General features: G+C 70.6%; 19 protein-coding genes. 9 read left to right on the top strand and 10 right to left on the bottom strand.

Annotation, left to right across the window (positions count from 1 at the left end; genetic code table 11):
• The first annotated feature begins 19 nt into the window (after positions 1 to 19).
• Positions 20 to 712, top strand: coding sequence for a FadR/GntR family transcriptional regulator (locus ACGFZS_RS06220; RefSeq protein ID WP_365680967.1), 693 nt, complete (start codon positions 20 to 22; stop codon positions 710 to 712).
• Here the strand turns inward: ACGFZS_RS06220 and ACGFZS_RS06215 are convergent.
• From ACGFZS_RS06215 to ACGFZS_RS06195, 5 genes are all read right to left on the bottom strand, one after another.
• The gene (locus ACGFZS_RS06215; RefSeq protein WP_393794074.1) at positions 690 to 1,040 is read right to left on the bottom strand and encodes a hypothetical protein; all 351 of its coding nucleotides are present in this window, start codon (positions 1,038 to 1,040) and stop codon (positions 690 to 692) included. The two genes, ACGFZS_RS06220 and ACGFZS_RS06215, sit on opposite strands and share 23 nt — an antisense overlap.
• Before the next feature lie 151 nt (positions 1,041 to 1,191).
• Entirely contained in the window at positions 1,192 to 1,959 is a 768-nt protein-coding gene (gene fabI / locus ACGFZS_RS06210; RefSeq protein WP_359220503.1) for an enoyl-ACP reductase FabI, read from the bottom strand.
• Between the two features lie 5 nt (positions 1,960 to 1,964).
• The gene (gene fabG / locus ACGFZS_RS06205) at positions 1,965 to 2,684 is read right to left on the bottom strand and encodes a 3-oxoacyl-[acyl-carrier-protein] reductase (RefSeq protein WP_355716113.1); all 720 of its coding nucleotides are present in this window, start codon (positions 2,682 to 2,684) and stop codon (positions 1,965 to 1,967) included.
• A gap of 198 nt (positions 2,685 to 2,882) precedes the next feature.
• Entirely contained in the window at positions 2,883 to 4,373 is a 1,491-nt protein-coding gene (locus tag ACGFZS_RS06200; RefSeq protein WP_393794073.1) for a hypothetical protein, read from the bottom strand.
• 3 nt (positions 4,374 to 4,376) lie between these two features.
• Positions 4,377 to 10,082, bottom strand: coding sequence for a hypothetical protein (locus ACGFZS_RS06195; RefSeq protein WP_393794072.1), 5,706 nt, complete (start codon positions 10,080 to 10,082; stop codon positions 4,377 to 4,379).
• 298 nt (positions 10,083 to 10,380) lie between these two features.
• Here ACGFZS_RS06195 and ACGFZS_RS06190 point away from each other — a divergent pair, with 298 nt between their 5' ends.
• The 3 genes from ACGFZS_RS06190 to tyrS all read left to right on the top strand — a co-directional run bounded on the left by ACGFZS_RS06190 (position 10,381) and on the right by tyrS (position 14,628).
• Entirely contained in the window at positions 10,381 to 11,904 is a 1,524-nt protein-coding gene (locus ACGFZS_RS06190; RefSeq protein WP_393794071.1) for a TldD/PmbA family protein, read from the top strand.
• Complete coding sequence (locus ACGFZS_RS06185) at positions 11,901 to 13,295, top strand: metallopeptidase TldD-related protein (RefSeq protein ID WP_393794070.1); 1,395 nt, start codon at positions 11,901 to 11,903, stop codon at positions 13,293 to 13,295. Before ACGFZS_RS06190 ends, ACGFZS_RS06185 begins: the two co-directional genes overlap by 4 nt.
• Positions 13,296 to 13,362: 67 nt before the next feature.
• The gene (tyrS, locus tag ACGFZS_RS06180) at positions 13,363 to 14,628 is read left to right on the top strand and encodes a tyrosine--tRNA ligase (protein WP_393794069.1); all 1,266 of its coding nucleotides are present in this window, start codon (positions 13,363 to 13,365) and stop codon (positions 14,626 to 14,628) included.
• Positions 14,629 to 14,758: 130 nt separating this feature from the next.
• On the opposite strand, the gene ACGFZS_RS06175 is transcribed toward tyrS, so the two are convergent.
• Positions 14,759 to 15,037: a GlsB/YeaQ/YmgE family stress response membrane protein gene (locus tag ACGFZS_RS06175; RefSeq protein WP_365680957.1), complete on the bottom strand. Its 279-nt coding sequence runs from the start codon at positions 15,035 to 15,037 to the stop codon at positions 14,759 to 14,761.
• A 245-nt stretch (positions 15,038 to 15,282) separates the two neighbouring features.
• Between ACGFZS_RS06175 and ACGFZS_RS06170 the strand changes: the two genes are divergently transcribed.
• Together ACGFZS_RS06170 and ACGFZS_RS06165 are read left to right on the top strand one after the other, a co-directional pair.
• Entirely contained in the window at positions 15,283 to 15,681 is a 399-nt protein-coding gene (locus ACGFZS_RS06170; RefSeq protein WP_393794068.1) for a DUF3099 domain-containing protein, read from the top strand.
• A gap of 241 nt (positions 15,682 to 15,922) precedes the next feature.
• Positions 15,923 to 16,138 carry a hypothetical protein gene (locus tag ACGFZS_RS06165; protein WP_359220510.1) on the top strand — a complete coding sequence of 72 codons (216 nt, stop codon included), beginning with the start codon at positions 15,923 to 15,925 and terminating at the stop codon, positions 16,136 to 16,138.
• On the opposite strand, the gene moaA is transcribed toward ACGFZS_RS06165, so the two are convergent.
• From moaA to ACGFZS_RS06150, 3 genes are all read right to left on the bottom strand, one after another.
• Positions 16,135 to 17,124: a GTP 3',8-cyclase MoaA gene (moaA, locus tag ACGFZS_RS06160; RefSeq protein ID WP_393794067.1), complete on the bottom strand. Its 990-nt coding sequence runs from the start codon at positions 17,122 to 17,124 to the stop codon at positions 16,135 to 16,137. The genes ACGFZS_RS06165 and moaA overlap by 4 nt on opposite strands.
• Positions 17,125 to 17,278: 154 nt before the next feature.
• Positions 17,279 to 18,907, bottom strand: coding sequence for a cation acetate symporter (locus ACGFZS_RS06155; protein ID WP_365680951.1), 1,629 nt, complete (start codon positions 18,905 to 18,907; stop codon positions 17,279 to 17,281).
• Positions 18,904 to 19,260 (bottom strand): DUF485 domain-containing protein, encoded by a 357-nt coding sequence (locus ACGFZS_RS06150; RefSeq protein ID WP_365680949.1) that lies wholly within the window; start codon positions 19,258 to 19,260, stop codon positions 18,904 to 18,906. Before ACGFZS_RS06150 ends, ACGFZS_RS06155 begins: the two co-directional genes overlap by 4 nt.
• Positions 19,261 to 19,594: 334 nt before the next feature.
• Here ACGFZS_RS06150 and ACGFZS_RS06145 point away from each other — a divergent pair, with 334 nt between their 5' ends.
• Positions 19,595 to 21,121: a S8 family serine peptidase gene (locus ACGFZS_RS06145; protein WP_393794066.1), complete on the top strand. Its 1,527-nt coding sequence runs from the start codon at positions 19,595 to 19,597 to the stop codon at positions 21,119 to 21,121.
• 62 nt (positions 21,122 to 21,183) lie between these two features.
• The gene (locus ACGFZS_RS06140; protein ID WP_393794065.1) at positions 21,184 to 22,725 is read left to right on the top strand and encodes a S8 family serine peptidase; all 1,542 of its coding nucleotides are present in this window, start codon (positions 21,184 to 21,186) and stop codon (positions 22,723 to 22,725) included.
• A gap of 56 nt (positions 22,726 to 22,781) precedes the next feature.
• Here ACGFZS_RS06140 and ACGFZS_RS06135 read toward each other — a convergent pair whose 3' ends face one another.
• Positions 22,782 to 22,943, bottom strand: a complete 162-nt coding sequence (locus ACGFZS_RS06135; RefSeq protein WP_393794064.1) for a DUF6281 family protein — start codon at positions 22,941 to 22,943, stop codon at positions 22,782 to 22,784.
• 426 nt (positions 22,944 to 23,369) lie between these two features.
• On the opposite strand from ACGFZS_RS06135, the gene ACGFZS_RS06130 reads away from it, so the two are divergent.
• The gene (locus ACGFZS_RS06130) at positions 23,370 to 24,767 is read left to right on the top strand and encodes a CoA transferase (RefSeq protein ID WP_393794063.1); all 1,398 of its coding nucleotides are present in this window, start codon (positions 23,370 to 23,372) and stop codon (positions 24,765 to 24,767) included.
• The last annotated feature ends 110 nt before the right edge of the window (positions 24,768 to 24,877 follow it).

Raw genomic sequence — 24,877 nt, 5'->3', positions numbered from 1 at the left:
TCTCGTGCGAAGGTGTGTCATGCCTCTGAGCCACCCGCGCCGCTCGGCGCTCTCCGAGCAGGTCATCGCCGCGCTGCGGAACCAGATCGCCTCGGGCGAGTGGCCGGTCGGCTCGCGCATCCCCACCGAGCCGGAGCTGGTCGAGCAGCTCGGGGTGGCCCGCAACACCGTGCGGGAGGCCGTCCGCGCGCTGGCGCACAACGGCCTGCTGGACATCCGCCAAGGCTCGGGGACGTATGTCGCGGCCACCAGTGAGCTGGCCGGCGTGATGCACCGCCGGTTCGCCGACGCCGACCCCCGGCACATCGCCGAGCTGCGCTCCACCCTGGAGTCCTCGGCGGCCCGGCTGGCCGCGGCTCGGCGCACCGACAAGGACCTCAGGCAGCTGGACGCCATGCTGGCGCGCCGCGAGCAGGCCTGGGGGTCGGGCGAGGCGGAGGCCTTCGTGACGGCGGACGCGGCCTTCCATCTGGCGGTGGTGGCCGCCTCGCACAACGACGTGCTGACGGCGATGTACGCCGACCTGGGCGAGGTGCTGCGGGACTGGCTGCGCGCGGACGTCGGCGCCGAGCTGACGCCGGAGGCGTACATGGACCACGCGCGGCTGGTCGACGCGATCCGCGCGGGCGACGCGGACGCGGCCGCCAAGGAGGGGGCGAGCTATCCGTTCCTGTGCCGTCCGGACCGCTTCAGTCCGCCTTCTGGTGGCTGATCCACACCGCGCGGACGTCCTTCCAGCAGCGGCCGGTGAGCCGTACGGTCATCGCGGGTCCGGTGTCCACCGGGGAGCCGTCGGTGTCGATGTCCCACCACTGGGCGCACTCGATGTGCAGCCGTACCCGGTCGGTGTCGACGTAGGGGTTGTGGCAGTAGGCCACCACATGGGACCCGCGGACGGTGGTCCGGCACTCGGCGCCGAACAGCTGCGGCGCAGGACCCTGCCCGCTGCCCACGCGCGCGTGGGACACGGCGTCGTACGGCAGGGACAGCACGAGGGCGACGGCCAGGGTCAGCGGAGCCAGGCTGCGGGACAGGCGCACAAGGGGACCTCCTCGGCCGGGCTGGGGAGGGACATCGCGCGGGGGACGCGTCTCCAGGGTGCGCCGCCGGAAGGGTGACGGCCCGGCCGGTGGGCCGAACGGGTGAGGCCCGCACCCTCGCGGGGTACGGGCCTCGAAAACCGCGTGCGGATCAGGCGCCGATGGCGTGCAGGCCGCCGTCCACGTGGATGATCTCGCCGGTCGTCTTCGGGAACCAGTCGCTCAGCAGGGCGACGATGCCCTTGCCGGCCGGCTCCGGGTCCTTCAGGTCCCACTCCAGCGGGGAGCGGTGGTCCCAGACCGAGGCGAGCTCGGTGAAGCCCGGGATGGACTTGGCGGCCATGGAGCCGAGGGGGCCCGCGGAGATCAGGTTGCAGCGGACGTTCTGCTTGCCCAGGTCGCGGGCGAGGTAGCGGCTGGTGGCCTCCAGAGCGGCCTTGGCCGGGCCCATCCAGTCGTACTGCGGCCAGGCGTACTGGGCGTCGAAGGTGAGGCCGACGACCGAGCCGCCGTTCTGCATCAGCGGCAGGCAGGCCATGGTCAGCGACTTCAGGGAGTACGCCGAGACGTGCATGGCCGTGGCGACCGACTCGAAGGGCGTGTTGAGGAAGTTGCCGCCGAGCGCGTCCTGGGGGGCGAAGCCGATGGAGTGCACGACGCCGTCGAGGCCGCCGAGCTCCTCGCCGACGAGGTCGGCCAGCCGGCCGAGGTGCTCGTCGTTGGTGACGTCGAGCTCGATCACCTTGGTGGGCTTGGGGAGCTTCTTGGCGATGCGCTCGGTCAGCGTGGGCCGCGGGAACGCGGTGAGGATGATCTCGGCGCCCTGCTCCTGGGCCAGCTTGGCCGCGTGGAAGGCGATGGAGGACTCCGTCAGTACACCCGTGATCAGGATGCGCTTGCCCTCGAGAATTCCACTCATGGTGATCAGTGACCCATTCCCAGTCCGCCGTCAACAGGGATGACGGCTCCAGTGATGTACGAGGCGTCGTCCGAGGCGAGGAACCGCACCGTCGCGGCGACCTCCTCGGGCTGCGCGTACCGGCCGAGCGGCACCTGCGACACGATGGTGGCGCGCTGCTCGTCGGTGAGCACCTTCGTCATGTCGGTGTCGACGAAGCCGGGCGCGACGACGTTGAAGGTGATGTTGCGCGAACCGAGCTCACGGGCGAGGGAGCGCGCGAAGCCGACCAGGGCGGCCTTGGAGGCGGCGTAGTTGGCCTGGCCGGGGCCGCCGTAGAGGCCGACGACCGAGGAGATCAGGACGACGCGGCCCTTCTTGGCCCGCAGCATGCCGCGGTTGGCGCGCTTGACCACGCGGAAGGTGCCGGTGAGGTTGGTGTCGACGACCGAGGTGAAGTCCTCCTCGGACATGCGCATCAGGAGCGTGTCCTTGGTGATGCCGGCGTTGGCGATCAGGACCTCGACCGGGCCGTGCGCGTCCTCGATCTCCTTGTAGGCCTGCTCCACCTGCTCGGAGTCGGTGATGTCGCACTTGACGGCGAGGCAGCCCAACTCCTTGAGGGCCGCCGGCGGCTCACCGGAGCGGTACGTGATGGCCACCTTGTCGCCGGCTTCGGCGAAAGCACGGGCGATGGCGAGGCCGATGCCCCGGTTGCCTCCGGTGACAAGAACCGAGCGGCTCAACGGATCACCCTTTCGTTCGGTCTGACAACCCGCCCGAGCAGCTGGCATGACAGGCGGCTTCGTCAGAAACCTACCGGTCCCGCTACAGCCGCGGGCATTGGGGCACCGACAGCGGAAGGCGGACGCTCCTGTGGAGTTCCTACAGCTCGCCGCATCACAGGCATTGCCGTGCCGGAAAGTCGTCCCGCCCACCCGGGCTCAGTTCTCGTCAGACCAGCGCTCGTCGAACCCGGCGAGTTCGTCACACAGGGTGCGCAGTGTTCGGTCGAACAGCACTCCTCTGTGGGACAGCACGTTGCGGGCCAGAACCAGCCGCTCCAGCAGCTGGCGGTCTTCCCTCGGCAGGTTGAGGTGTCCCTGCCGACAGGCACTGAGCATCGGTCCCACCTCTATGCGTTGAAAGGCTTCCTCCGGACGCGTCCGATACCCGGCCGGGGCACGCTCCACATAGCGGGCGACGAGGTCCGCCACAGGCCCGGTGCGGCCTGCCAGCGCGCGCAGTGCCAGTCGGCGCCGGACGTCCTCGATCCAGGGCAGCAGGATGCGCGCCTGCGCCTGGCTCACCAGCACGCCCAGCTCTTCCGGGTCCCTCACTTCCGCGCACCAGACCGCCGGGTGCGCACGGGCCCGGCCGTCCCAGGACTGCAGCAGCCCTCGCGCCCAAGCCGGCCGCAGTCGGGCGGCGGGCCGGTACCCCGAGCCAAGGCCCGGATGGACGACGGTTTGCCCCTGCGCGCCGGGCAGGCGGCCGACGAGGCAGGCCCGCAAGCTGTCCTCGAGCGTACGCACGTTGCCGTCCCAGCAGCGCGACAACCGCCAGCCGAGCACCGGATCAGGTCCGCAGACCTCGCTCACGACCTCGTCGCGCACGGACCGCAGAATGCGGTCGCGCAGTCGTTCCCCGTACCGGTGCGTGTCCTGGCCCGACGTCATGGCCACGGACGCCACCACGGTGGCGCTGTCCAGCCTGTCGAGCGTCCCCCACCACCAGTGCACGGCCGAGGAGGCGAGGTCGAGCTCCAGTTCGTCGGGCAGTTGCTGCGGGAGGTCACCGACCCGCGCGGTCACCAGCAGCCGGGGCCTGTCCTCCGGGAGCAGCCCGGCCTGCTTGACGGCGGCACTGAGCGAGCGGATCAGCCGAGCGATCTCCCGCCCGCGCTCCCCCTCGGGTTCGCTCGGCCCGCCTGTCGGCTCGGGCTCCTCCCAGGCACGGATGCCGATGACCGGCCGCCAGGGCCGACCGGGTTCGGTGAGCGAGTCGATCACCGTACCCGGGGTCACGGACAGTTCTTTGGCGAGCCTGCCCAGCAGGTCGGACCCCACGGGTTCGGGCAGCGGGGCGGACCGGGGCGGCCTACCGCGTTGCCGCGGAATGTCGGGTTCCCAATCGATGGTGAACCCGTTGTCGTAGTCCTCAAGGACCGGCAGATCGTCCGTGAGCCAGCTGATCGGCGCCGGCGCCGGCAACCGGGCCACAGCCTCCTCCGAGTCGACGAAGGCAGGCAGGTCCAGGCGCTCGGACGAGGAGTTCAGCGCCGTGTGGTGCAGCTCCGCACCGTATCCGGCCGCCACGAGGTCGTCCGGAAGCAGCCACAGGCAGTGCAGGCCGGCGGCCAGGTCGGCGGCTATGCGGCCGACCTGGCGGCGCACCCCGGGCAGGTCCGACAGCGCCCTGGGACTCAGTTCCACCCCTCACGCCCCGGAGACGCGAGCGCGTGCCGCCCGGAAGGTGACGGGATCCACAGCCAGCCCTGTCGGCAAGGCGTCCAGAACGCCGATCAGGTCGAGGCGGTCGAGCCAGCGCCGGGTCTCCTCCAGATCGCGTTCGATCGCAGCGGCCACGTCGTCCAGGGGTACCCCCTGCCCCTCGTCGACGTACGAACTCCACAAGCCGAGCAGTTCCTCGTCCCCGGCATCGAGGCCGGAGCGGTTCCAGTGTTCCGCCAGGTTCTCCGGCTTCGCGATGGCCCGGCTGACGGCGTCGAGCGAGCTCTCCAGGGTGGCACCTCGGACGGAGACCTCCGCGATGGCCTGCTCGACGAAGGGAGCCCAGCCGCCCGTGACCGCGATCAAACGGCCACGCTCGCCCCGGGACACGAAGGGACACTCCGGCCAGGCGCGCAGGCTGTCCACGGTCCACCGTTCGGGGCGGAGATGCCGCACGGGCAGCGGCGCGTCCCCCCGCGTGTCACGCAACGCCCCGGCGACGACGGCGTCGGCCAAGAGGAACACGGACCGGTTCCCCGTGTGCTTGCGCGCAGTCGAGCGCACTCGTTCGTCGGCCGCGGGGCCGGCGTGGTCGACGCACTGCTGCACGGCGGCGGCGAGGTCCACCGGGTCCAGACCGCGAAGGTCCGCCACCAGGACGTAGTTGCGGCGCATCCGGGCGGCTTCGGCGAGGACCGTGCGCAGGTCGTAGGGAACCTTGACCTTGTGCACCTCCACGCCGCGCGCCTCGGCGAAGGCCTCTGCCGCGCGAATCATCAGCGGCGGCTGATACAGGGAAGTGGTGCCGATCAGCGTGACGCCCGGCTGGGCAGCCTCGTGCAACTGGCCCTCGGTGAGCGGGCTGTACCGCTGGATCCCGTTGCCGTTGTCGCGGCCCAGCAGACGGCGTGCGGCGCGCGGGTCGTAGTCGTACGGAAGGCTGAACTCGCTCTCCCTGAGTTCGAGTTCGAGCTCCTCCCGAGTGCCGAGCATGTTCACGACGTTCGGGCTGCGCACCGCGAAACGACGGTCGCCGAGCTGCACGAGAAGGCCGAGGCCGACCATCTCGGTGAGGTAGATCTCGACTCGCTTGACCCCCAACTCGTCGAAGCCGTCCGACCACGCGTCGCGTGCGAGATCAAGGAGTTGTTCGGGCGTGTAGTCGCCGCGGTAACGGTCGGCGAGGCTGCGCAGGGCGATCACCAGGGTAAGGACCCGGTAGCGGTCCTCCAGGTTGATGGTGAACCGAAGCCGCTCCGCGAGACGTCTGCGGACCGTCTCGGAAGCTGCGACGCCCTGGACGTCCTCCTCCTTGATCCTGGTGGGGTGCTCCGCCTCGGGCCGGGGGCGTCCCTGCAGGGTGCGCACCAGTTCGCTGCAGAAGATCTGCACCAGATTGGCCTGGTAGTTGGTGATGGCGAGGATCCGCCAGACCAGTTCCGGCCGGTCGAAGACGAAACCGAGCGCGGCCATCGGCTCGGTGACCAGACGCACCGCCGCATGCGGCTTCAGCGGGCCCACCAGCACGTCCGGGCCACCGTGCGCCGTGGAGACGTTGGACAGGTCACCGAAGCGCTGTACCTGGTGGAGACCGGCGAACACGATCTTGAGGCGGCGGTTGGTCTGCTCCATGAGCTGCTGGAACCGCTTGACGTTCTGGAAGGTCGACTCACCGCCGGAACGGAAGACTCGGCGCGAGTCGGCTGTCAGGAACGCGTCCGCCTCGTCCGCGAGGATCAGCAGTCGGCGCGACTCGTCCTCGTCCAGCCAGTCACGGATGCGTCTGGCCACCGTATCGGGGGTGGCCCGGTCCGACAGCTTCGCGTTGAAGACCTGCCGCCGCTTGAGCCCCTCGGCCAGCAGCGACCAGATCTGCTCGGGCGGCTCGGCCTGCCCGATCTCGGCCTTGAGTAGATCGAGATAGACGGCGACGTTCGACTCGGAACGGCTCGGGAAGAGTTCGGCCACCCGCTGCAACAAGGCGGACTTGCCCAGCTGACGTCCTCCGTAGAGGAAGAGGCCGCCGTTGGGGTCCATCACCTCTCGCAGTTCCTCGTCCCGCCCGTAGAACACCTCCGGGGGTACCAGCCCCGCGACGAACGGCGTGTACGGGTTGTATGACGTCCATGGCAGCGTCACCCGTTGCAGCGCACGGAAGGAACGGGGCGCCCGCGCGGCCATCCACCCGAACACCGCGGGGTCCACGACCAAGGCCTGCTGGGCATGCCCGGAGGCCGCCTCGGCGAGTGCCTTCCGTCCGCCGAGGCCGAGCGGGTGGAGATAGAGCACGATGTTCGCGTCGACGTCCGCGTCTTCCAGGTGCGACAGCGCGCCGCCGTCACGCTGTTCCTCCCAGACGAGCAGGATCGTGTACGAGGTGGCGCGGGAGCCGAGCGCGGCGACGTAGCCGGCGGCCTCCGCGACGGAGGCGCGAAGCTTGAGCCGACGTATGCCCTGGCCGGGCCGGTCGGAGTTGAGGGAGCCGGTGGCGGGTTCCAGACCGAGCAGGCGCAGCACGCGGGGGATGTGCTGCTGCCACTCGCTGCTGCGGCCCTTCTTCGAGCACAGCGCCTGCCAGGAGTCGAGCGCCTGCTCCGCGGCAGAGGTGAGCCGGGCGTCCGAGCCGTAGCGCCGGACCCACCACGAGGCGTGGACTCCCTCTCCGCCCGGTTGAGGTACGCCCGAGCCGGTGAGCCCCGCGACGAACTCGACGAGTTCCGATCCGTCGTCCTCAGGCCGCTCGGGAAGCTGGTTCCCCCCGCCCGCCAAGGCCAGGAACTCCTGCGCGGTGACGGTGTCGCCCTCCTCTATGAGATCCCAGATGCGGTCGTGGTCACTCTGCGCGAGGGGACGCTCGGGGTCCAGCCGGAGGTTGTCCAGGTCCTGCCGGAGCCGATCGGTGGAATTCTCGACGGTGACCCGCAGTTCCTGCACGAGCTGGGCCAGACGGGTGAGTGCGTGCCGGTAGCGGCCCGCCTCGTCGCCGTCGGCGAACTCCTCCAGCCGGCCGGTGAAGTCCCGCTCCTCGTCGGGCGCCATCAGGTTGAGGGTACGGATCTGCGCGAGGAGCCCGGCTGCCTGACGGTGCCGTTCCGTCGTGCGGTTGCGCCAGTCCTTCTCCGCCTCGCGGATGCGCCGGGTGGCCGTGTCGGCCCAGTCCTCCGGCAGGCCGACCGCGTGTACCGGATTGCGCTCGGTCCACGTGATCAGGGCACGGGCGAGGTGCAGGTCCCCGGTGCCGAGATAGGCGGCCAGGGCGTCATCGGGCGACACGGGGGCCAGGAACGCGGCCATCGCTCGCGAGGTACCGGGGTTGTTCAAGTCCGGCTGCCCGTCCGTGTCCCTGGGCAGACCGGGACTGAGCAGCAGGAAGTCGGCGGACGGCGGGGCGGCGAACGGTCGTTGTTCCGTGGAGGTGAGCGCACTGGTATCGGCGACGTGGTGGCCGACGACCCAGTCCCTGAGCAGGCCCAGGGCGGCCCCGCCGACGCCTGAGGGGGCCTCGTACGCCTCCAGTTCACTGACGACCGCGCCGAGGGCGGGCAGTTCACCGCCCTTCGTCGCGCCGCGGCTGCGGATGGCGCCGGCGACCGCGTCAGCCTTGGCCAGCACTTCGCTCACGGACCGCACCGCCGCGTGCAGCTGCCGTAGTGCGCCGGAATGAATGGATTCCTTCGCTTGCTTGGGGGTACGGAACCGGCTGTCGGCCTCCTCTATGAGCCGGTCGGTGTGGTCCGGCCGCTTGAAACTCTCACTCAGCCGTGCCACCTGTGCGGGATCGCCGCCGTGCGCCCAGTCCACGACGGCCTTGAGCGCCTGATGGAGGGCGCCCGACGGTCCGGCGAGGTACTGCAGCACGCGAGAGGCGCGCTGGTACTTGATCTTCCGCCGGGGCAGGTCCTCAAGGAGCACGCGTGCGTCCTCGCCCAGGCCGCGGAGGGTGAGCGTGTCTCCCGGATCGGCGAGGTCCTCGATGGCTCCCGGTACGAACGTCTTGCAGTCGCGTACGGCGGAGACCAGCACGGTGAGCAGTTGCTGCCAGGGGCTGGGCAGGCCCGACGGCAAGGCGAAGTCGCTGACCAGCACATGCGGCCAGCCTGCGCTCAGGCCTGCCCGCAATGCCGCGACCGTGGCGACGAGAAGAGCCTCCCGATCGTCCGCGAGGCTCTCGGGGGCGATGTCGTGGTCGATCTGTGCCTGAGTCGCCTCGTCGCTTCCCACACAGCTGAAGGCCGCTGCGGCGAAGGCGAGTGCCTGCACACGCGTGCCGGGCTCCCGCGAGGCGGCGGCCGTCATCCAGTACGCCTGCGGCAGCAGTCCTTCGGCGATCAGTTGGGCCACGGGCGAGTGCTGTCCCGTCTCCCAGGGTTCGGACGGGTCCCAGTCCGCGTGCTCCATGCCCGCAGGCCAAGGGGCGTCGTCCGGGGGCTCGACGGTTTCGACGTCAGTGGCGTCGTCCACGCGTTCCGCGTCCATCCCGGACTCGGGCACGAGGACGGCAGAGGTCGGCGCGGGTGCGGGCACGACAGCCGACACGGCGGGCACGACAGCCGACACGGCGGGCACGACCTCGGACTCGGCGGGCACGACCGTAGCCGCAGTGGGTTCGGCCGCGATCGGCGCGGTTTCGGCCGCGGCGGGGTCAGGCTCCCCCGGCAGGTCCGAGGTGTCGGGTTCGGCCTGGGCGGGCGGTCGCTCGTGAGTGTCGGCGGCCGCCGCTCCGCTCGACATCGCGAGGTCGCCGGCATCCGCCGGTTCGTTCGTCTCGGCTGCCTCCACCTCCGCCGCACCGGTGACGCGGGGTCCGGGCTCGGCCGCCTCACCATGTCCCGGCTCCGGTGTCCCGTCGGCGGGCCGGGAGAGCTCGGAGATCTGCCCCGTCAGCCTTTCCAGCGCCTGCTCCAGATGCGCGGCGACGGTGTCCTCCGCCTCAGCGATCATCTGCTTGAGCTGTTCCGCGTTCCGACGCAGCCCGTCGAGTCTGCGTTCACGTTCCGCAGCCGCCCGGACCTCCAGGAGGTCCAGCTCAGCTTCCAGTTCGCCGAAGCCCGCGTCCGCGGCCCAGCTCCCGCCGGCAGCTGTCACGCTCTCGGTGAGGAGGGAGCGCCGTCGCTGCCAGTGGGTGATGTCGTCCCGCGTCCAGCCCAGCTCGACCACGGATCGCCCCTCCGCCAGCCGGTCGGCCGTCTCACGCAGTGCCCGCGCCAGTTCTTCCGCCCGATGACGCAGCTCTGCAGCCACGGAGCGCTGTGCGGGTGCCGTCTCGGCGGTGGCGTTGGCCTGGGACTCGCGGGACGTCATCGTGGCGGCTTCCGGTTTCTCGTGAGGTTCAGCGGTGGTAGGGGTGTTCAACGACGGGCCGATGTCATGTGCGTGGGGCGGCGGTTCGCGGTCGGCGGCGTGAAAGTACTTCTCCGGGTGCTCCTCGACCATGTCCGCGACGGGCAGTTGGGCCGCGCGCGGATGAAGAAGGCCGTGGACCACGCATCGCGCGAACTCGGGATCGAGCACCTCGAGCAGCGTGACGAGTTGTCCGGCAGACGGATCCGCGACCACGTGGTCCGGAAAGTCGTACTCGTGACGCAGCATCCTGGCCGCGCCGGCCACGGAACAGACCGCCGCATCGGCCAACTGGGCCTCTTTCGCCCGGGCGAACCAGACCCGCGCGGCCTGCACCTCCTGGCGTGTCACGCTCTGGGCCGCTCGCGATTCCACCTGATAGCGGCAGACGCATCGGCGCCGCCGCATGCACACATGCCGTATCAACAATCGCCGTATCTGGACGTCGTCCAGCGACGACAACCAGGCACGGAACTGGCGTCCCCACCCCTCCATGCCCAGATATTGCCACGTCCCTCTGACAACGCGTTAGGTACTTGCGTCATCCGACAGGGACGCGGCCTGACGCAAACCTTTGGTCGACGGCCGTCGGGCGCGACATGATCAGGGTGACCACCACTCGTCGTCATGCCGGCAGGAAGAGACGCAGATGCCTCATACCATCGACGAAACTTTCACGGCGCTTCCGCTACGAGCTCTGGCCGACGCCGCGCTGGCACGCGCGCGTGCGCTGGGGGCCGCGCACGCGGACTTCCGGTTCGAGCGGGTGCGCAGTGCGTCCTGGCGGCTCAGGGACGCGAAGCCCGCCGGGTCGTCGGACACCACCGACCTCGGGTACGCGGTCCGGGTCGTGCACGGCGGTACGTGGGGCTTCGCGTCGGGGGTGGACCTGACCCTCGACGCGGCCGCCAAGGTCGCCTCGCAGGCGGTGGCCATGGCGAAGCTCTCGGCGCAGGTGATCAAGGCCGCCGGGTCGGACGAGCGGGTGGAGCTGGCCGCCGAGCCGGTGCACGAGGAGAAGACGTGGGTCTCGTCGTACGAGATCGATCCGTTCTCCGTGCCGGACGAGGAGAAGGCCGGGCTGCTCGCGGAGTGGAGCAGGCGGCTGCTGGCGGCGAACGGGGTCGACCATGTCGACGCCTCGCTGCTCACCGTGCACGAGAACAAGTTCTACGCCGATACGGCGGGGACCGTGACCACGCAGCAGCGGGTCCGGCTGCACCCGGAGCTGACCGCCGTGTCGGTGGACGGGTCGAGCGGCGAGTTCGACTCGATGCGGACCATCGCGCCGCCGGTCGGCCGCGGCTGGGAGTACCTGACCGGCACCGGCTGGGACTGGGACGCGGAGCTGGAGCAGATCCCCGAGCTGCTCGCCGAGAAGATGCGGGCACCGAGCGTCAAGGCGGGGCTCTACGACCTGGTCGTCGACCCGTCCAACCTGTGGCTGACCATCCACGAGTCCATCGGCCACGCCACCGAGCTGGACCGCGCGCTCGGCTACGAGGCCGCCTACGCCGGCACCTCCTTCGCCACCTTCGACCAGCTCGGCAAGCTCAGGTACGGCTCCGAGCTGATGAACGTCACCGGTGACCGCACCGCCGAGCACGGCCTGGCGACCATCGGCTACGACGACGAGGGCGTCGCCGGCCAGTCCTGGGACCTGGTGAAGGACGGCACGCTCGTCGGCTACCAGCTGGACCGCCGGATCGCGCGGCTGACCGGCTTCGAGCGGTCCAACGGGTGCGCGTACGCCGACTCCCCCGGGCACGTGCCCGTGCAGCGCATGGCCAACGTGTCGCTGCGGCCGGATCCGGGCGGTCTTTCGACGGAGGACCTGATCGGCGGGGTCGACCGGGGGATCTACGTGGTCGGGGACCGGTCCTGGTCCATCGACATGCAGCGCTACAACTTCCAGTTCACCGGCCAGCGGTTCTTCAGGATCGAGAACGGGCGGCTCGCCGGGCAGCTGCGCGATGTCGCCTACCAGGCGACGACCACCGACTTCTGGGGCTCCATGGCGGCTGTCGGCGGCCCGCAGACGTATGTCCTGGGCGGTGCCTTCAACTGCGGCAAGGCCCAGCCGGGCCAGGTCGCCGCCGTGTCCCACGGCTGCCCCTCGGCCCTCTTCAAGGGCGTCAACATCCTCAACACCACGCAGGAGGCCGGTCGATGAGCGCCCGTAGCAACAAGCCGCACGAGATCGTCGAGCGCGCTCTGGAACTCTCCCGGGCCGACGGCTGCGTGGTCATCGCCGACGAGCACTCCACCGCCAACCTGCGCTGGGCCGGCAACGCGCTCACCACGAACGGTGTCACGCGCGGGCGCTCGCTCACCGTCGTGGCGACCGTCGACGGCAAGGAGGGCACCGCCTCGGGTGTGGTGTCCCGGGCGGCCGTCACCGCCGAGGACCTGGAGCCGCTGGTGCGGGCCGCCGAGGCCGCCGCACGCGGCGCCGGTCCGGCCGAGGACGCGCAGCCGCTGGTCACGGGCGTACCGGAGTCGCCCGACTTCGCGGACGCGCCCGCCGAGACCTCCTCCGCCGTGTTCACCGACTTCGCGCCGGCGCTCGGCGAGGCCTTCGCACGCGCGCGTGCGGGCGGCCGGGAGCTGTACGGCTTCGCCAACCACGAGCTGGTCTCCACCTACGTGGGCACCTCGACCGGGCTGCGGCTGCGGCACGACCAGCCCACCGGCACGCTGGAGCTGAACGCCAAGTCGCCGGACCGCACCCGGTCGGCCTGGGCGGGCCGCTCCACCCGGGACTTCAAGGACGTCGACCCGGGCGCGCTCGACGCCGAGCTCGCCGTACGGCTGGGCTGGGCGGAGCGGCGGATCGAGCTGCCGGCCGGCCGGTACGAGACGCTGCTGCCGCCGACCGCCGTGGCCGACCTGCTGATCTACCAGCTGTGGTCGGCGTCCGGGCGGGACGCGACCGAGGGGCGGACGGTGTTCTCCAAGCCGGGCGGCGGCACCCGTGTCGGCGAGAGGCTGACCGACCTGCCGCTGACCCTGCGCACCGACCCGAACGAGCCGGGCCTGGAGTCCGCGCCCTTCGTCGTGGCCCACTCCTCCGGCGGTGACCAGTCCGTCTTCGACAACGGGCTGCCGGTCGCCGCCACCGAGTGGGTCTCGGGCGGCGAGCTGAAGCACCTGACGACCACCCGGCACAGCGCCGGTCTCACCGGGCTGCCGGTCGCCCCGGCGGGCGGCAACCTGATCCTGGACGGCGGCCAGGACCGCTCCCTGGAGGAGATGGTCGCGGCCACCGAGCGCGGGCTGCTGCTGACCTGTCTCTGGTACATCCGTGAGGTCGACCCGGCGACGCTGCTGCTCACCGGCCTGACCCGGGACGGCGTGTACCTGGTGGAGAACGGGCAGGTCACGGGACAGGTGAACAACTTCCGGTTCAACGAGTCGCCGGTGGACCTGCTGGGGCGGGCGACCGAGGCGGGGCGCACGGAAAAGACGCTGCCGAGGGAGTGGAGCGACTGGTTCACTAGGGCTGCGATGCCCGCGCTGCGGGTGCCCGACTTCAATATGAGCTCTGTCAGTCAGGGCGTATAACCTCGTAGCCGGTGGTCGCACGACCGCCCAGAGATCGCACGAAGATCATCCAAGGAGAACGAGAACCGTGACGGACATCGTCGACGAGCTGAAGTGGCGCGGGCTGTTCGCCCTGTCCACTGACGAGGACGCTTTGCGCAAGGCGCTCGCGGACGGTCCCGTCACGTTCTATTGCGGTTTCGACCCGACCGCGCCGTCCCTGCACGTCGGGCACCTGGTGCAGGTGCTCACCGTGCGCCGGCTCCAGCAGGCCGGGCACCGGCCGCTGGCGCTGGTGGGCGGGGCCACGGGTCTGATCGGCGACCCGCGCCCGACGGCCGAGCGCACGCTGAACGCGCCCGAGACGGTCGCCGGCTGGGTCGGCAAGCTCCGCGCCCAGATCGAGCCGTTCCTGTCCTTCGAGGGCGAGAACGCGGCCGTCATGGTCAACAATCTCGACTGGACCGAGGGCCTCTCCGCGATCGAGTTCCTGCGGGACATCGGCAAGCACTTCCGCGTCAACAAGATGCTGACCAAGGACTCCGTGGCCCGCCGCCTGGAGTCCGACCAGGGCATCAGCTACACGGAGTTCAGCTACCAGATCCTCCAGGGGATGGACTTCCTCCAGCTGTTCCGGCGGTACAACTGCACCCTCCAGCAGGGCGGCAGCGACCAGTGGGGCAACCTCACGGCCGGCCTGGACCTGATCCACCGCCTGGAGCCGCACGCGAGCGTGCACGCGCTGGCGACGCCGCTGATGACCAAGGCGGACGGCACCAAGTTCGGCAAGACCGAGGGCGGTGCGATCTGGCTCGACGCCGAGATGACGACGCCGTACGCGTTCTACCAGTTCTGGCTGAACGTGGACGACCGGGACATCTCGACGTACCTGCGGATCCTGTCCTTCAAGTCCCGTGCGGAGCTGGAGGAGCTGGAGAAGCAGACGGAGGAGCGTCCGCAGGCGCGGGCGGCGCAGCGGGCGCTGGCCGAGGAGCTGACGACGCTGGTGCACGGGGCCGACCAGACGGCCGCCGTGATCGCCGCGTCCAAGGCGCTGTTCGGGCAGGGCGAGCTGGCGGAGCTGGACGACCGGACGCTGGCCGCGGCGCTGGCCGAGGTGCCGCATGTGCGGGTGGCCGAGCTGGGGCCGGTGGTCGACCTGTTCGCCGAGGTCGGGCTGGTCGCCAGCAAGTCCGCTGCGCGGCGGACCGTGAAGGAGGGCGGGGCCTACGTGAACAACGTGAAGGTGACCGCCGAGGACGCGGTGCCCTCCGGGGGTGAGCTGCTGCACGGGCGGTGGCTGGTGCTGCGACGGGGGAAGAAGAACCTGGCGGCCGTGGAGGTCGTCGGTTAGTGAGCGCCGTAGTGGGTTCGTGAGCGCCGTAGGGGTGCGGGTGCGTTGCGGAGTGCCGGTGCGTTGTGGCTGGTCGCGCCCACGCGGCGGTAGCCGCTAATCGACACGCCCCGCGCCCCTGACGGGACGCTCAGGTGTGCTGCTTTCGCTTGCCCAGCGTGGCCATGTACGCCATGTCGCCCAGGAAGACGATGATGATCGCGGCGACCAGCTGGAAGAGGTGGCGGCTCCAGTCGATGCCGCGGGTCGCCTCCACGCCCAGGGCGCGGGCGAGCGCGTTGCCGGCGATGGCGCCCAGCATGCCGAAGATGGTCGTCAGCCAGAGGGGGCTGTGTTGCTTGCCCGGGATGACCGCCTTGGCGATCAGGCCCAGCACGAAACCCACGATGATCGCCCACAACCAGCCCATGGCTGCCTCCTCGTACGGCTCGACGTGAGCATTACGCCAAGTCTCGGGCCGTCCGCCGTACGGCGCATGTCGGTACGCCCGTACGCGGTACGGCGCAGGACGTTCACGCAGGCGGGCGGGCGACCCGGTCTCGAAGGCGGCGCAGACGCGGCGTAACGTGGGAGGCGTCCCGGCCCGGTTCCCCGTACGGGTGCGGACAGGGTACGGGCCGGGGAGAGTCCGATGCGGGCGGATGGTGGAATGTGATGCGGAAGCAGCGCGACGGCGGGAACGTCCAGGTGTTCCGGATCAGCGGAGCCCGCACCGGCCTGACGGAGGACGTGCGCGGCCGGCAGCGGCGGTACGTCATCTCGATGTCGGTCCGGACCGTGGCGGTGATCATGGCGGCCACGTTGTGGAACGTCGAACGGTATGTCGCCGTCGTGGCGCTGGTCCTCGGGGCACTGCTCCCCTATGTCGCGGTCGTCATCGCCAACGCGGGCCGGGAACGGCCGCCCTCGCTTCCGTCGACGTTCGGTGTCGCGCCGACGCGGCTGATGATCACGGCGCCGCGGGCGGAGGAACCCCACACGGAACCCGTCCCGGAGGACAGGGTGGCCGATCCGGCGGCGGGGGTACGCGGTGAGCGGCCGGAGTCGGTGTGAGCGTCGACGACGTGGTTTGAGCGGTTGGTAGTTCCGCACGAACCTCAAGAAAAGCTCAGATCAATCGCGCTGTTCCAGTGCCGGGTGGCGGGTGACCCATGACATACTGCGTGAGCGCTCCGCATCCCCCGTCGGAGCGACGGACCGACGCCGGGCAGCTCCCCCCGTGGCTGCTCGGCGTCGCCTTTTCTACGGGGCCTTTGTGCAAGTCGATCAAGACGACGGGGTGCGGGACGAAGCAGTGAGTGACGTCATTTGTTCAGCCAAGGGATGCCGGGCCGCCGCCGTGTGGGTGCTCGCCTGGAACAACCCGAAGATCCACACTCCCGAGCGCCGGAAGACCTGGCTCGCCTGCGAGGAGCACCGCGAGCACCTCTCCCAGTTCCTGGGCGTGCGGGGGTTCTTGAAGGACGTCGTGCTGTTGAAGGAGTGGGAAGAGCGCGAGGGTCCGGCCTAGCCTCCGATCGCGGACATCGGCCGGTCCGGCTGGATGAAGGTCGGGTCGTCCAGGCCCGCGCCCGCCTTCTTGCCCCACATCGCGAGCCGCCAGAGGCGGGCGATCTCCTCGTCTGAGCCGCCCGAGCGGAGCGCGCCGCGCAGGTCGGTCTCCTCCCGGGCGAACAGGCAGGTCCGTATCTGGCCGTCGGCGGTGAGCCGGGTGCGGTCGCAGGCCGCGCAGAAAGGGCGGGTCACCGAGGCGATGACGCCGACGCTCTGCGGGCCGCCGTTCACCAGCCAGCGCTCCGCCGGGGCCGAGCCGCGGTCGTCCGCGCCCTCGGGGGCGAGGTCGAAGCGGGTGCGGAGCGAGGCGAGGATGTCCGCGGCGGTGACCATGCTGTCGCGCTTCCAGCCGTGCTGGGCGTCCAGGGGCATCTGCTCGATGAAGCGCAGTTCGTAGTCGTGGTCGAGGGCCCAGGCCAGGAGATCGGGGGCCTCGCCCTCGTTCAGTCCGGGCATCAGGACCGTGTTGACCTTGACGGGGGTGAGTCCGGCGTCGTGGGCGGCCCGGAGGCCGTCGAGGACGTCCTGGTGGCGGTCGCGGCGGGTGAGGGTCTTGAAGACGTCCGGGCGGAGGGTGTCCAGGGAGACGTTGACCCGGTCGAGACCGGCCGCCTTCAGGGCCGCCGCGGTGCGGCGCAGACCGATGCCGTTCGTCGTCAGGGACATCCGGGGGCGGGGTGCCAGGGCCGCCACCCGCTCCACGATGCCGACCAGACCGGGCCGCAGCAGCGGCTCACCGCCGGTGAAGCGGACCTCCTCGACGCCCAGCAGGCGTACGGCGATGTCGATCAGGCGGACGATCTCGTCGTCCGTGAGCAGGTCGGGCTTGGCCAGCCACTGCAGCCCCTCCTCGGGCATGCAGTAGGTGCACCGCAGATTGCACCGGTCGGTCAACGAGACTCGCAGGTCGGTGGCCACCCGGCCGTAGGTGTCGATGAGCACGTGGGCCCCCTCCCTCGCTCCGGACCAGATCTCTACCGTCACCTGCGAGCCTACGTGACAGGACTGACAACGCGAGAGGCCCGATGCCACGAGGTACGGCGCGGCCGCGTCGTAGGACCCTACGATCCCGTCGACGCGGCCGGTCGTACGAAGGTCAGTGCGCTCCGGTGCCCGTGAGGGACCGCACCTCCAGCTCCGCGTACTTCTGGGTGTCGGGCTCCTCCTTGGACAGCAGGGTGCCCACGATGCCGAGGAGGAATCCGACCGGGATCGAGATGATGCCGGGGTTCTCCAGCGGGAACCAGTGGAAGTCGACGTCCGGGAACATCGAGGTCTCCTTGCCGGACACCACCGGGGAGAAGAGCACCAGGCCGACGGCGGTGACCAGGCCGCCGTAGATCGACCAGAGGGCCCCGGCGGTGGTGAACCGCTTCCAGAAGAGGCTGTACAGGATGGTCGGCAGGTTGGCGGAGGCGGCGACCGCGAAGGCGAGGGCGACCAGGCCGGCGACGTTGAGGTCGCGGGCGAGGGCTCCGAGGACGATCGAGACCGCGCCGATGCCGACGGTGGCCCAGCGGGCGGCGCCCAGCTCCTGCTTCTCGGTGGCCTGGCCCTTCTTGATGACGTTGGCGTAGATGTCGTGGGCGAAGGAGGAGGAAGAGGCCAGGGTGAGACCGGCGACCACGGCGAGGATCGTCGCGAAGGCCACCGCGGAGATCGTGGCCAGCAGGATCGCGCCCCAGTTGGAGTCGACACCGCCCAGATGCAGGGCGAGCAGTGGCGCCGCGGTGTTGCCGGACTTGTTGGAGGCGATGATCTCGTCCGGTTTGATCAGCGCGGCGGCGCCGAAGCCGAGGGCGAGGGTCATCAGGTAGAAGGCGCCGATCAGGCCGATGGCCCAGAGGACCGACTGCCGGGCCGCCTTGGCGGTGGGGACGGTGTAGAAGCGGATCAGGATGTGCGGCAGGCCGGCGGTGCCCAGGACCAGGGCGATGCCGAGGGAGAGGAAGTCCAGCTTGCTGGTGCCGGTGGCGCCGTACTTCAGGCCGGGCTCCAGGAAGGCGGAGCCCTTGCCGCTGTTGTCGGCGGCCTTTCCGAGCAGATCGGAGATGTTGAAGTGGAACTTGGCGAGGACCATGAAGGTCAGCAGCAGGGCGCCCGCGATGAGCAGCACGGCCTTGACCATCTGGACCCAGGTGGTGCCCTTCATGCCGCCGATGGTGACGTAGACGATCATCAGAACGCCGACCAGGGCGACGATGGCGATCTTGCCGCCGTCACTGGTGATGCCGAGCAGGAGGGAGACGAGGACGCCCGCGCCCGCCATCTGGGCGAGGAGGTAGAAGATCGACACGACGATCGTGGAGGTGCCGGCGGCCGTGCGGACCGGGCGCTGGCGCATGCGGTAGGCGAGGACGTCGCCCATGGTGTAGCGGCCGGAGTTGCGCAGCGGTTCGGCGACCAGGAGCAGGGCGACCAGCCAGGCGACCAGGAAGCCGATGGAGTAGAGGAAGCCGTCGTAGCCGAAGAGGGCGATGGCGCCGGCGATGCCCAGGAAGGACGCGGCGGACATGTAGTCGCCGGAGACGGCGAGGCCGTTCTGGAAGCCGGTGAACTGGCGGCCGCCCGCGTAGAAGTCGGCGGCGTCCTTGGTCTGGCGGCCGGCCCAGATGGTGATGACGAGGGTCGCGGCGACGAACACCGCGAACAGGGTGATGATCAGCGTCCGGTGCTGGCTCGCCTCGCCGGCCGCGAGCAGGGTGGTGTGCTGTGCGGGGCTCATGCGCCGCCCTCCATCCGGGACTTGATGGCCTCGGCCTTGGGGTCGAGCTTCGCGGCGGCGTGCCGCGCGTACCACCAGGCGATGAGGAACGTGGTGAGGAACTGGGCGAGGCCGAGGACCAGCGCCACGTTGATGTTGCCGACGACCTTGGTGCCCATGAACCCGTCCGCGTAGCTGGAGAGCAGGACGTACAGCAGGTACCAGGCGATGAAGGCGACGGTCAGCGGGAAGGCGAAGGAGCGGTAGGAGTTCCGCAGTTCGGCGAACTCCGGACTCTGCTGCACCTCGGCGAACTCCTCGCTGGAGGGGTGCCGGGTCTGCGCGTTCGAGGGCGGTGGTGTCTCGGTAGCCACGGAGTCTCCTCGCGATACGGACATGCGGATTCTGACCTCACAGACACATGGATCACCTACTCGGAGTGAGGGAACGACTCCCGTGGGTGATTCCGACAGGGGGCCTCGATCCTGCTGCGGCTCCCTGCCCAAGGTCACGGCGCCACGCGTGGGCAGGTTCAACTCGCCCGGGTTCTTTCGGAAGTCGACCGCGCGAGTGGTCTCCGGTCATTGCTGGCCGGTGACTGCGGGAGATAGCTTCACCCTGCACAACCAGTCATGTACCTGCCCAAGCGCCACACGCGTCTTGGGCGGTCCCGATTTCGGTTGCCGTTCCGGATGATGTGGAGATCCCATGGCTCATCTGCGTTCCAGACGCGGGCTGGCGCTCGCCGTACCGGTCGTCCTGTCGCTCACCGCCTCGCTCGGCCTGCTGCCGACGGCGGCTTCCGCGGCCCCGTCGACGACCGTGGCGACGTCGGCGGCGGAGGGGCCGAATCTGGCCTATGTCGTCAACACCAGGACGGATCACCGCACGATCGAGTCGGTGCGGCGCGCGATCACGCGCAACGGCGGCACGATCGTCGTGTCGTACGACAGGATCGGTGTGATCGTCGTGCACGCGGCGAACCCCGACTTCGGTTCGGCGATGCGCGCGGTGCGCGGGGTGCAGTCGGCGGGGGCCACCCGGACGGCTCCGCTGAGCGCGGCCGGGACCACGGACGAGGGGGCCGTGCAGGTCCTGTCGAAGACGGCGGCCGCGAAGATCGAGCAGAAGGCGACGGCCGGCCAGGAGCCCCTGGAGGCCGACCAGTGGGATCTGCGGACGATCGGCGCCGACAAGGCCGCCGCGATCAACCCGGGGAGCCGCTCGGTGACCGTCGGCGTCATCGACACCGGCGTGGACGACACCCACCCGGACATCGCCCCGAACTTCTCCGCCGCGCAGTCCGCCAACTGCGTCAGCGGCAAGGCGGACACCACGTACGGCGCCTGGCGGCCGGTGGACGCCGACCACTACCACGGCACCCATGTCGCCGGTGAGATAGCCGCCGCCCGCAACGGCATCGGCGTGGCGGGCGTGGCACCGGGCGTGAAGGTCGCGAGCATCACCGTGGCGCAGCCCGACTCGACGCAGCTGTTCTACCCGGAGAGCGTGGTCTGCGCCTTCGTGTTCGCCGCCGACCACGGCGTGGAGATCACCAACAACAGCTACTACGTTGATCCATGGCTGTACAACTGCATGGACGACCCCGATCAACGTGCCATCGTTGACGCGGTCAACAGGGCGCAGCTGTACGCCCAGAGCAAGGGCACACTCAATGTGGCCTCGGCGGGCAACTCGAACGACGACCTCGACGCGGACGCCCTCGTCGACGACTCCAGCCCCGACGACTCGACCGCGACCACCCGGACGGTCGACCCGCACGAGTGCTTCGACGTGCCGACCCAGCTGCCCGGTGTGGTCACCGTGAGCGCGGTCGGCGTCAACGACACGAAGTCGTACTACTCCAGCTACGGCCGGGGCGTCATCGACGTGGCGGGTCCCGGCGGCGACAAGTACCAGATCCCGGACACGCCGTCGAAGAACGGCCGCGTCCTGTCCACGCTGCCGAACGGCCAGTACGGCTTCCTCCAGGGCACCTCGATGGCGTCCCCGCACGTGGCCGCGGTCGCCGCGCTGCTGAAGTCGACCCACCCGCACGCCACCCCGGCCCAGCTCCAGGCCCTCCTCAAGGCCGAGGCGGACAACCCGGGCTGCCCGGCGGGCCCGTACGACGGGGACGGCGACGGTGTCGTGGACGCCACCTGCGTGGGCGGCAAGCACGTCAACGGCTTCTACGGCTCCGGTGTCGTCGACGCGCTCCGCGCCGTCAAGTAGCCACCGCAGAGCAGGACTTCCCGCACGGCATGCCCGTTCCGCGAACGAACTGGAGACCTCAGATGACCGCGCCCAAGCCGCGCCACCGTCGCGTCCTCGCCCTCCCGCTCGGCATGGCCATGGCCACGGCCCTCGCCTTCCTGCCCAACGTCTCGGCGTCCGCCGCCGACACCGGTACGTCCGCGTCCGTCTCCGCGGCCGACGCCACTGACTCGACGTCCCTCAGTTATGTCGTCAACGTCCGTCCCGGACACGGCACCTCCGAGCGCGTCCAGAAGGCGATCGCGCGGGCCGGCGGTTCGGTGGTGATCGCGTACGACGAGATCGGCGTGATCGTCGTGCACTCGTCGAACGCGGACTTCGCCAAGACCATCCGCAAGGTGCCCGGCGTGGACTCGGCCGGGAACACCCGCAACGCGCCGCTGCCCGCCCAGTCGACCACCGACGTCGGCACGCCGGAGGTGCTCAGCTCCGAGCAGGTCGCGGCGGCGGACGCGCAGGCGACCGACGGGCAGGACCCGCTGGAGCCGCTGCAGTGGGACCTGCCGGCCATCCAGGCGGACAAGGCGCACGAGAAGACGCTGGGCAGTTCGAAGGTCACCGTCGCCGTCATCGACACGGGCGTCGACGACACCCACCCGGACATCGCCCCCAACTTCTCCGCCGCGCAGTCCACCAACTGCGTCACGGGCAAGCCGGACACGACCTACGGCGCCTGGCGGCCCACCGCGGCGGAGAGCCCGCACGGCACCCATGTGGCGGGCGAGATAGCGGGCGCCAAGAACGGGATCGGCATCACCGGTGTGGCGCCGGGCGTCAAGGTGGCCGGCATCAAGGTGGCCACCACCGCCGGTTACTTCTACACGGAGGCCGTGGTCTGCGGCTTCGTGTGGGCGGCCGAGCACCACATCGACGTGACCAACAACAGCTATTACACCGACCCCTGGTACTTCAACTGCACCGACGACCCGGACCAGAAGGCGCTCGTCGACGCCATCACCCGGGCCTCGCAGTTCGCGGAGCGCAAGGGCACGGTCAACGTCGCGGCGGCCGGCAACGAGAGCTACGACCTGGCCTCCGACTCGATCACCGACCCGGTCTCGCCGAACGACGGCACGCCCGTCGACCGGGTGATCGACCCGCACACCTGCTTCGACATCCCGACCCAGCTGCCGGGTGTCGTCACGGTCGCGGCGACCGGCGCGAAGGGCCTCAAGTCGTCGTTCTCCAACTACGGCCTCGGGGTCATCGACGTCGCCGCGCCCGGCGGCGACTCGACGGCCTACCAGCCCCCGGCGCCCCCGGCGACCAGCGGCCTGATCCTGGGCCCGCTGCCGGGCGGCAAGTGGGGCTACATGGCGGGCACCTCGATGGCCACCCCGCACGTCGTCGGCGTCGCCGCATTGATCAAGTCAACCCATCCGCACGCCTCCGCCGCCCTGGTGAAGGCCCTGCTGTACGCCGAGGCGACCGCCACCCCGTGCACCGACCCGTACGACATCAACGGCGACGGCAAGGTCGACGCGGTGTGCGAGGGCTCGAAGAACCGCAACGGCTTCTACGGCTGGGGCGTCGTGAACGCGCTGGCGGCAGTGACCAAGTAGCGCACCGCAACGAAAGTGCGGGGTGCCGGGGCACGAGGACTCCCCGGCACCCCGCGTCATGAGCCCTTGACCAGCTTCTTCACCTCGGGCGGGAGTTCGTTGCCGGAGTAGACCGCGACAAAGGTCGTATCGTCCGGCGTGTCCCCGACGGCGATGGCCACCTCAGGGGAGACACCCGTCACGGCATAGGCGGTCTCCGTCGACCCCGCCTCCCTCATAGGTGACCCGGTAGACGCACGATGCCGAGCCGTCCGCACCACTGTCGCCCGACGCACACGCCGTGACCGGCGTCATCACGCCCACCACCAGCAGCACACACGCGATTCGCCTTGCCGAGCGTCCTGGCCTTCGTGGTGCACAGGAACGAGTTCGTGAACATGGTCAGGTTCTCGTGTCCCGAAACGGCGTGCCCGAGCCCGAAGACGTGTCCGGCCTCATGAGTACCGACGGCGCGGCGTACGTGACGCGCGAGAGCCGTGATCGTTCTGCCGGCGAGCCCTGGATTGCGCCAAGACATGTCCACACCCCTGGGGACCTACGCCCACCCGGCCAACCCTCCATTCGCCCTCGTACCGTCACGTCCGATTCAGCGAGTGGCTTGGCCAGTAGATAGATTGATTGGATCAATACTGCACAATGCAGTCATGACTGGAATCAAGTATGCGTGGTCCGCGCTGGGCGGCGATCATTCGCTGGTCGCGCGGGTCGCGACCGTGTCGCGTCGGGGCACGCTTCAGGCACGGCTTCCGGTACGGGAGGTCGCCCGCGCGTGCGTGGGGGCGTGTGCGCTCGCCGCGGCCGAGCTGGGTGCGCGGCGGTCCGGGGCCGCGGAGGTGCCCGGGGTCGTGGTGGACGACGGGGCCGTGGCGACGGCGTTCGGCAGCGAGCGGCAGGTGCTGATCGACGGGCGGGCCCCGGTGTCGTTCGCCCCGCTGTCGCGGTTCTGGCGTACGGCCGACGGGTGGGTGCGGACCCACGCCAACTATCCGCACCACAGGTCCCGGCTGCTGGGCGCGCTGGGCCTGCGCGAGGACGCCTCGGTCGAGGAGGTGGCGGCGCGGATCGCCGAGCGGCGCGCGGTGGAGACGGAGGAGGCGGTCTACGCGGCGGGCGGGCTCACCGTGGCGCTGCGGTCGCCCGCGGAGTGGGCCGCGCACGGGCAGGCCGTCGAGGTGGCCGCACGCCCCCTCGTCGAGCGGGGCCGGCTGGACGCGGCGCCCCCGCGCGTGTTCCCGCCGCTCGACTCCGCCGCCGCTCCCCTGCTGCCCGCCGCCGGGCTGCGCGTCCTGGACCTGACCCGGGTCCTCGCCGGGCCGGTCGCGACCCGCACCCTGGCGCTGCTGGGCGCCGACGTCCTGCGCCTGGACGCGCCGTGGCTGCCCGAACTCCCCGACCAGCACGCCGACACGGGCTTCGGGAAGCGGTCGGCGACGCTCGACCTGACGGCGGACCGGGCGGCCTTCGAGGAGTTGCTGGGCTCGGCGGACGTCGTGGTCACCGGGTACCGGCCGGGCGCCCTGGACCGGTTCGGGCTCTCCCCCGAGGCCCTGGCCGAACGGCGGCCCGGGCTCGTCGTGGCCCAGGTGTCGGCGTGGGGCGGACACGGGCCGTGGGGCGGGCGGCGCGGCTTCGACAGCCTGGTGCAGGTCGCCACGGGCATCGCGGAGACCGAGGGCTCGGCGGAGCGGCCGGGCGCCCTGCCCGCGCAGGCGCTGGACCACGGCACCGGCTATCTGCTGGCGGCGGGCGTGCTGCGGGCGCTGACCGAGCAGTCGTACGAGGGCGGTGGCAGGTTCGTACGGCTGGCCCTGGCGCGGACCGCGCGGTGGCTCATGGCGGAGACGGAGCCGGAGCCGGGTCCCGAGGCCGGTGAGCCGTACGCGGGGCCGGACGCCTGGCTCGCCGGGACGGACAGCGCGCTGGGGCGACTGCGGTACGCGCGGCCGCCGTTGTCCTTCACGGGCGGCCCGTCCGACTGGGCACGGCCTCCGGTGCCCTGGGGATCGGATCCGGCGCGCTGGGGGTCGGATCCGGCGCGCTAGGGACGGGATCCGGTGCGCGGGCGTGATCGCGGATGTGATCGCGCCCGCGCGAGTGGCCGGAAACGAACGAATGGGTGGATTGGCGAACGGTCAGTTGATTTCCTGTACTT

The sequence above is a fragment of the Streptomyces sp. NPDC048288 genome, from assembly GCF_043201555.1.
GTDB lineage: Bacteria > Actinomycetota > Actinomycetes > Streptomycetales > Streptomycetaceae > Streptomyces.
Note: the sequence above shows the minus strand (reverse complement) of the source record. Positions and strands in the feature narration are given on the sequence as shown.